The organism is Micropruina sp., from assembly GCF_027492755.1.
Taxonomy (GTDB): Bacteria; Actinomycetota; Actinomycetes; order Propionibacteriales; family Propionibacteriaceae; genus Micropruina.
The window spans coordinates 1-7185 of the sequence record NZ_JAPUED010000184.1; the positions used below are offsets into that span (position 1 = coordinate 1).

Here is a 7185-nt window from a genome sequence, read left to right on the forward strand (position 1 = left end):
CGTCCGAACGCTGCGATGCTGACCACCCGGTCGGCAGCCACCAGCGCCAGCGAGGTGTCGATGGCCTCGTCGGTGCCGATCAGGTCGAGTGCCGCCGCGTAGCCTCCGGGTGCGGCCGATCGGGCGCGGTCCAGCAGACCCTCGCCGTAGGTGATCGGCGTCGCCCCCAACTCGCGGAGCAGATCGTGATTGGCCGGGCCGGCCGTCGCCACCACGCCGATCCCCCACAATCGCGCCAACTGCAACACCATCTGTCCCACGCCGCCGGCGCCGCCGTGGACCAGCACGGTGTCGCCCTCGTGGGCACCGGACGCCACCAGCGCGTGCCAGGCGGTCGCGCCGGTCAGCATCAGTCCGGCGGCCTCCGGCCAGCCGAGCGTGGCCGGCTTCGGGGTGAGTGCCGACTCGGGTGCCAGTAGATCGGTGGTGTACGCCCCGGACGCCCGGTAGACGATCACTTCGTCACCCACCGTCGCAGTGGTGACGCCGTCGCCCACCGCGTCCACCACGCCGGACGCCTCCGACCCGAGCCGGATCGGCAACCGCGTCGGATCGGCGTTCATTCCGCCGCTGTAGGTCTTGTGATCGATCGGGTTGACCCCGATCGCGCGCACCGTCACCCGGACCTGCCCGGGGCCCGGTTCGGGCTGCCGCTCCGTCGTGGTCGTCAATACCTCGGAGCCGCCATAGCCTGCGGCCAGCACTGTCGTGGTCATGCCCGAACAACCTCTGCGGGCCATCGGCCATTCCCTCAGACGCCTTGCGGACGGGGTCAGTCCGCTGCCGGCGAAACCGTGCCTGACCTCGCCGTTGAGTCTTCGGTTGGCCCCGTAGCGGGATGAGTAGCATGGCCGCTATGGCTCAGGTGAAGTCGCTGAAGAACCTCCGACGGCCGGCCGTGGTGGCCGCCTTCGGGGGGTGGAGCGACGCCGGTGACGCCGCCAGCGGGGTGATCGATCATCTCGCGGAGATCACCTCGGCGAAGCTGTCGTTCGCGATGGACCCCGACGACTACTACGACTTCCAGGTCAACCGGCCGACGGTCGCCACCACGTCCGGCGGTGAGCGGACGCTGCAATGGCCGACCACCGAGGTGCTGGTGGCGCCGCTGCCGGAACGCGATCTCGTGCTGATCGGCGGCCCCGAACCCAACTTCCACTGGCGGGAGTTCTCGTCCGCGCTGGTGTCGGCGATTCGCACCGTGGCACCCGAGATCGTGGTGTTCCTGGGTGCGATGCTCACCGACGCTCCGCATTCGCGTCCGGTTCCGGTGAACGCCTCGGCGACCACTGAGGAAGTGGCCGCCGAACTCGGGCTGGAGATGTCCACCTACGAGGGGCCGACCGGCATCTTTGGCGTGGTCGCCGCCGACTGCACCGTGCTCGGCATCCCGTCCGCCTCGCTGTGGGCGTCCGTGCCGCACTACGTGGCGGAGCCGCCGAACCCGAAGGCGACGCTGGCCCTGCTCGATCGGCTCGAGGACCTGCTGGACACCCCGCTCGACACCGGTGAACTGCCCGAGCAGGCCGCCCTGTGGGAGAGCCAGGTCAACGAGTTGGCGTCCGAGGACAGCGACATCTCGGCCTACATCACCGCCCTTGAGGAGCGGCGTGACGAGAATCAGCCCGAACCGCAGGGCGAGGCGATCGCCGCCGAGATCCAGCGGTATCTGCGGCGCCGCCGCAATCCCCCGGCCTCCGGCCTGCGCTGAGGTCCGTCGGGATCTGGCGGTAACGGCGCCGAGAGGGCAGGATGCCCGCATGGGCACGGTCGACGACTACCTCGATGAACTCGACCCTGCCGATCGAGCCGTGGTGGCGCATGTCTACGACGTGGTCCAAGCGACTGTTCCCGACCTCGAGCAGGGCAAGAGCTACGGCATGCCCGCCCTGCTGTATCGCGGCAAGGCACTGATCTCGGTGATGCGCACCAGGAAGCACTTCGGCGTCTACCCCTACAGCGGCCGCGTTCCGGCGATCGTCGCGGAATCTGTCGGCGACCTGGACTACGACAAGGGCACGATCCGCTTCCAGCCCGAGCGCCCGCTGTCGGACGACACCATTCGCGCGATCGTCGCGGCACGGGTTGCCGAGATCGACGACCCGTCGCTACGGCGCGGGACGCAACCCGGTTAGGGGTGCGCTGATCAAAGCCACTCCTCGTCATCCCGGACTTGATCCGGGATCTCTCCCGCCTGAGATCCCGGGATGACGTGAATGACCAGCACTTCCTTAGTCAGTGAGTCGCCAGCCAACGGTTGTCGCCCCGGCAACTATCCGAGGCGCTCAGGACGCCGGGTTGGCGAATCCGGTGACCTCGGAACTCCCCCACAACGAGCGGTACGTCGCCACCCGCTTGCCGGTCACCGGGTCCACTCGTCCAACGAGCGAGTCCGACTTCTTGGTCGCGACCGCGAGCAGGTCATCGTGGTCGGACGCCGTCCGCACCAGACCGATGCCGTAGCCGACGACACCCTCGGACTCGACAGCGCCTCCGAAGGCGCTGCCGTCGTACGACCGCGCAGGGCAGTTGCTTCCCGACCCCAGCGGCACGACGGTCACCAAGCCGGCATTGTTCTTCTTGCCGACCTTCTCGATCGGGGTGCCGATCGCCAGCGAGGCCCCAGCACCACAGCGCAGGACCAGCAGATGCTCCCCGAAATGGTCGATTCGTTCGTTCGTTCCGGGGACACCCGGCGAGTTTTGGTGGATGGAAGCTCCGGACTTCGGCTTCAACGATCCGGCCTGATAGCGGAATAGCTGAACGGCCCCGGTCTCCTGGACCTTTCCGACCGTCTCCCATGGTGCGGAGGCCGCGATCCAGCCCCGATCGATTGCCACCGAAAAACCGAATTGATCGTGGCTCTCGGCCGCCCCAGGAACGCCGGAGGAGTTCTGGGAGATGCCGACACCCTTGAAACCGACAGCACCCTTCCGTTCCAGCACCGTGATTGTTCCCGCGTCCACGAGCTTGCCCACGTTCTCATAGGGAGTTCCCACCACGAGGGTCGAGCCGCTGGCGGCAATGCTGTAGCCGAACTCGTCGCCGGCCTCACTGACACCCGGAATGCCGCTGCTGTTCTCGGTCACGATGGTGCGCTTGCCCGGGACGCCTGCGGCGTCCACCGGCCATACCGCGAGGCCGCCGGCCCGCTTGTGTCCGCTGACCGTCAGGCCGGGAGCGCTCGCGACGATGAGGGTGGGCGAGCCGACCATCACGGCCACCGACCACCCCAACGCATCGCTGTATGAAGTACTTGCGCTGAGCCGCCGAACGTTGTCCGTGCGCAGGCCTCGTTCGCTGCCATACAGGACGAAGACCGCACCCGGCGTCTTTCCGCCCACCGTGTGATTCGGCGAGCCGACGACCAGATCCGTGTAGCCGTCGCCGTTGAGGTCATGCGCCGCCATCGACTGACCCAGGCTGCCGACCTCCGTGGCGGAGAAACTGCGCCAGCCGATCCAAACGCTGGTCCCTGTGCCGTAGGCGACGTCGATTCGGTCATAAGCACCCGACGCGACGTCAATCAGGCCGTCGCCATCGAAGTCGACGCTCGGCTTCGGTGCAGCCGCGGAAGGCGGCGCGGAAAGAGCGGTCGTCGCCAGACCGATCAGAAATAATGAACAAATCAGTCGCCGCAACACACGCACTTCTTCTCCCACACAAACAGATCTCGCCGAACTTTACGGCGGAATCGTGCGTACACCAAAACGATGAGTCAGCAGCGACCCGCGGTCCATCCTCCACGTTCGGCAGTTCTCCAGGCCTTGCGATCGTGACGTTGCACCCTTTTGGCGTCATCGCAACCGTTCAAACAGGTGCAATGACCCCGAAAGGGTGCGACGTGGTTGGGCGCCGTCCCCAGCTGGCCCGATCAGCGCAGATCTGGCCACTCATCGTTCGCCAGTTGCCGGGCGGCTGCGAGCCCCACCCTCAGATCGGCCGCAAGCTCATCCACCGTTCCACCTGCGGCGAGATGTGCCTGGCAGCGAGCGGCCACCAGACCACGGACCGTGCGTGCGGCGTCCGGGGAATCGGCGAGCAAAGAGGCCGCGTAAAGCAGTTCGTCGTGAGCGACCCCGATTCCGCCGAAACCGCTCCAGTCGGTGATGCGGCGGTGCCAGTCGACGTCCACCGCGAGTTCCCGTCCGTCGAGCCGTCGCACCGGGCACACGCCGCGGATCGAGGACGCCAGCCAGACACCGTCGGCGGTGAACAGGTCATCGGTCGGAATGAGTGCGTAGCGGGTCTCGACGCCCTCGGCGGACGCCCCGGCGAACAACTGCCGGACGGTGATCGAATCGAGAATGCCAGTCGCCCCGGGAGGCGTGGTGATCAGCACGCCGTCCCGCAGCACGATCACCGCGGCGGTGGGCGCCTCAAGGGCGTAGCCGTCCGCGCTGACGAAGAGGGCATCGTCGTCGCCGTGCCGTCCGGCCTCCCGTTTGGCAGCGGCGTTCACGGCGTAGGACAACAGCTTCGCCCCGCCCAGCAGCCACGGGGCGTCGGTGAAGGTGTCGCTGGCGTAGCCGCGGTTCATCGTGCGGACGGCCAGGCCGACCGTCCGTGCCCGGTGCATCGCCGGCAGGTCCAGTTCGGTGATGGTCAGGAAACCGGTGGGCACACCGGGGGTCGACTCTGGCCCCCTGGTCAGCACCAGTTTGAGCACCGCCTCGGGCGCGGGCTTCCAGGCAGCGACGGCGTCGGCGATCAGGGCGCGCCAGGCGTCCGGATCGAACGACAGGTCGAGGGTGGCCGCCGACGCGGCGAAGCGGACGAGGTGGTCGTCCAGGTTCTCGACCACGGCGTCCGAGCCTCCGCCGAGCACCCGCATCGCGTCGAAGCAGCCGTCCCCCCTGACCAGGCCGACATCGTCGGCGGTCGCGATCGGGTCGGCCGTCGGCACCACGCCGCGGCCGAGTACCGCGACCAGTTGCCTGGTCAATGCGCGCAGGCGGCGATCGCCTGCTCACGCAGCGCGATGACCATGGCGTCGGGGTCGTCGGCGCTGTACACCGCGGAGCCGGCGACGAACGTGTCGGCACCCGCCTCGGCGCAGCGTTCGATAGTGTCCACCGATACCCCGCCGTCGACCTGCAGCCAGATCTCGCCGCCGCGGGACTCGATCAACTCGCGGGTGCGGCGGATCTTGGGCAGCACCAGGTCGAGGAACTTCTGTCCGCCGAAGCCCGGCTCGACGGTCATCAGCAACACCATGTCGAGCTCGCCCAGCATGTCGGCGTACGGCTCGATCGGGGTCGCAGGCCGCAGCGCCATCGACGCCCGGGCACCCAGCGAACGCAACTCGCGGGCCAGCTTGATCGGCGCGTGGGACGACTCGGCATGGAAGGTCACCGACTCGCAGCCGGCATCGGCGAAGGCCGGCGCCCAGCGGTCGACCTCGGCGATCATCAGATGAATGTCGAGGAAGGCGGTGGTGTTGGCCCGGATGCACTCCACCACCGGCAGCCCGAACGTCATGTTGGGCACGAAGTGGTTGTCCATCACGTCGACGTGCACGCCGTCGGCGCTGGGGATCCGGGCGATCTCACCGGCCAGGTTGGCGAGGTTGGCGTTCAAAATGCTCGGTGTGATCCGCATCGTCATGCCAGGAACCTTATCCTCGATCCACCGAGCTACGGCTACTGCGCGACCCCAGCTGGACGCACTGGCTGCGCCGGGCACGCGCGCCGTGCGACCCGGTACGCGTTCGCGCACCCGACTCGCCCTTGCACCCAGCCGAGGGCGCTCGCTACGCGGCCCCTCGGCGGGTCGAGGCCTACGGGGTCTATCTGGTCTTGCGTAGCAACGCGAGGAACATCGCGTCGGTGCCGTGGCGGTGTGGCCACAGCTGCAGGTAGGGCCCGCGCGCGGCGTCCGGGATGTCGGGCAGGGCTGCGGACGCGTCCAACACCTCAACACCGGACGCCGCCTCGACGATCTCGCTAGTTTCGCGGCGGTGCGGCGAGCAGGTGGCGTAGGCGATCACACCGCCCGGCGCGGCGGCCCTGATCGCTGAGGCAAGGAGTTCGTGCTGCAGCGGCACCAAGGTGTCCAGGTCGGCGGGCTTGCGACGCCACCGGGCCTCCGGACGGCGACGCAACGCGCCAAGACCGGTGCAGGGCGCGTCCAGCAGCACCCGGGCGAAGCTGTTCTCGGGCCAGGCCGGACGGGTTCCGTCCGCGGCGATGACGAGTGGTGTGGGCTCTGGGTAGCTGGCCAGGGCACGAGCGACCAGAGCCGCACGATGGGGTTGCAGTTCGCTGGCGAGCAGGCGTTCACCCTTGTCGCGGGCCAGTCCGGCAAGCAGCGCTGCCTTGCCCCCCGGTCCGGCGCACAGGTCGAGCCAAGCTCCCCGGGGCGCTTCGACGCGGGCGAGCGCCCAGGCGACCAGCTGCGATCCTTCGTCCTGGACGCCGGCGCGGCCCTCCGCTACCGCCGGCAGCTCGGCCGGGTTCCCGGACGCCTCAACGCCGAACGGGGACCAGCGCAGCGGCCGTCCACCCAGTTCGGTGACTTCGGCCAGACCGGGCCGGATCACCAGGTGCGGCACCGGCGGTTCGTTGTTGGCAGCCAGTGCGGCCGGGAGTTCCTCAGCGGGGAGCAGGTCGGCGTAGGCGTCGATGATCCACTGCGGATGGCGGGCCAGCAGCGCTTCGGCGTCGGCGTTCTCGGTTCGCAGCCGGGCGGCCCAGCCGTCGGCGTCCAGGGCCGCGACCTTGCGCAGGATCGCGTTGACGACACCCGTCACCCGTTGCGAGACGACCTCGCGGGCCAGTTCGACGGTGGCGGCGACCGCGGCGTGGCTGGGCACCCGCAACTCGAGCAGCTGATGGGTGCCGAGCCGGAGCAGGTCGACCACGGCCGGTTGCAGGCTGCGCAGGGGGCGTCCGCCGGCCGAGGCGATGATCGCGTCGTAGAGGCCGAACGCACGGCAGGTGCCGGCAACCAGTTCGGTGGCGAAAGCGGCGTCGCGGCTGGACAGGCCGGCGGTCTGCTCGGCCAGGGCCAGGTTGGCGTAGGCGTCGTCGGCGGTGATCGCTCGCAGCGTCCGGTAGGCAGCGATCCGGGCCGGGTCGGAGGTGGTTCTGCGGCCCCTACCGCCCGGCCGCGGGGAAGACCTGCGAGAGCGATCCGGTTTGGGCTGGTTAGTCCCAGCCCGATCCGGATTCTTGTTGCCGCTCA

7 protein-coding genes are annotated in these 7185 nt (G+C 68.9%); 2 read left to right on the plus strand and 5 right to left on the minus strand.

Annotated elements, in window-relative coordinates:
• Nucleotides 1-716: NADP-dependent oxidoreductase (locus Q0066_RS12800; protein ID WP_298133470.1), on the minus strand; the 716-nt coding region annotated here is incomplete at its 3' end.
• Between the two features lie 140 nt (nt 717-856).
• Here Q0066_RS12800 and Q0066_RS12805 point away from each other — a divergent pair.
• Nucleotides 857-1711 (plus strand): PAC2 family protein, encoded by an 855-nt coding sequence (locus tag Q0066_RS12805; RefSeq protein ID WP_298133472.1) that lies wholly within the window; start codon nt 857-859, stop codon nt 1709-1711.
• 49 nt (nt 1712-1760) lie between these two features.
• Nucleotides 1761-2135, plus strand: coding sequence for a DUF1801 domain-containing protein (locus Q0066_RS12810; RefSeq protein ID WP_298133474.1), 375 nt, complete (start codon nt 1761-1763; stop codon nt 2133-2135).
• 150 nt (nt 2136-2285) lie between these two features.
• Here the strand turns inward: Q0066_RS12810 and Q0066_RS12815 are convergent, their stop codons facing one another.
• The 4 genes from Q0066_RS12815 to Q0066_RS12830 form a co-directional block, all read right to left on the minus strand.
• Nucleotides 2286-3662: an FG-GAP-like repeat-containing protein gene (locus Q0066_RS12815; RefSeq protein ID WP_366521523.1), complete on the minus strand. Its 1377-nt coding sequence runs from the start codon at nt 3660-3662 to the stop codon at nt 2286-2288.
• 212 nt (nt 3663-3874) lie between these two features.
• The gene (locus Q0066_RS12820; RefSeq protein ID WP_298133478.1) at nt 3875-4945 is read right to left on the minus strand and encodes an aminodeoxychorismate lyase; all 1071 of its coding nucleotides are present in this window, start codon (nt 4943-4945) and stop codon (nt 3875-3877) included.
• On the minus strand, nt 4942-5607 hold the full coding sequence (gene rpe / locus Q0066_RS12825; protein ID WP_298133480.1) for a ribulose-phosphate 3-epimerase: 666 nt from the start codon (nt 5605-5607) through the stop codon (nt 4942-4944). Before rpe ends, Q0066_RS12820 begins: the two co-directional genes overlap by 4 nt.
• Nucleotides 5608-5788: 181 nt before the next feature.
• Nucleotides 5789-7066: an RsmB/NOP family class I SAM-dependent RNA methyltransferase gene (locus Q0066_RS12830; RefSeq protein WP_298133482.1), complete on the minus strand. Its 1278-nt coding sequence runs from the start codon at nt 7064-7066 to the stop codon at nt 5789-5791.
• Between the last annotated feature and the right edge of the window lie 119 nt (nt 7067-7185).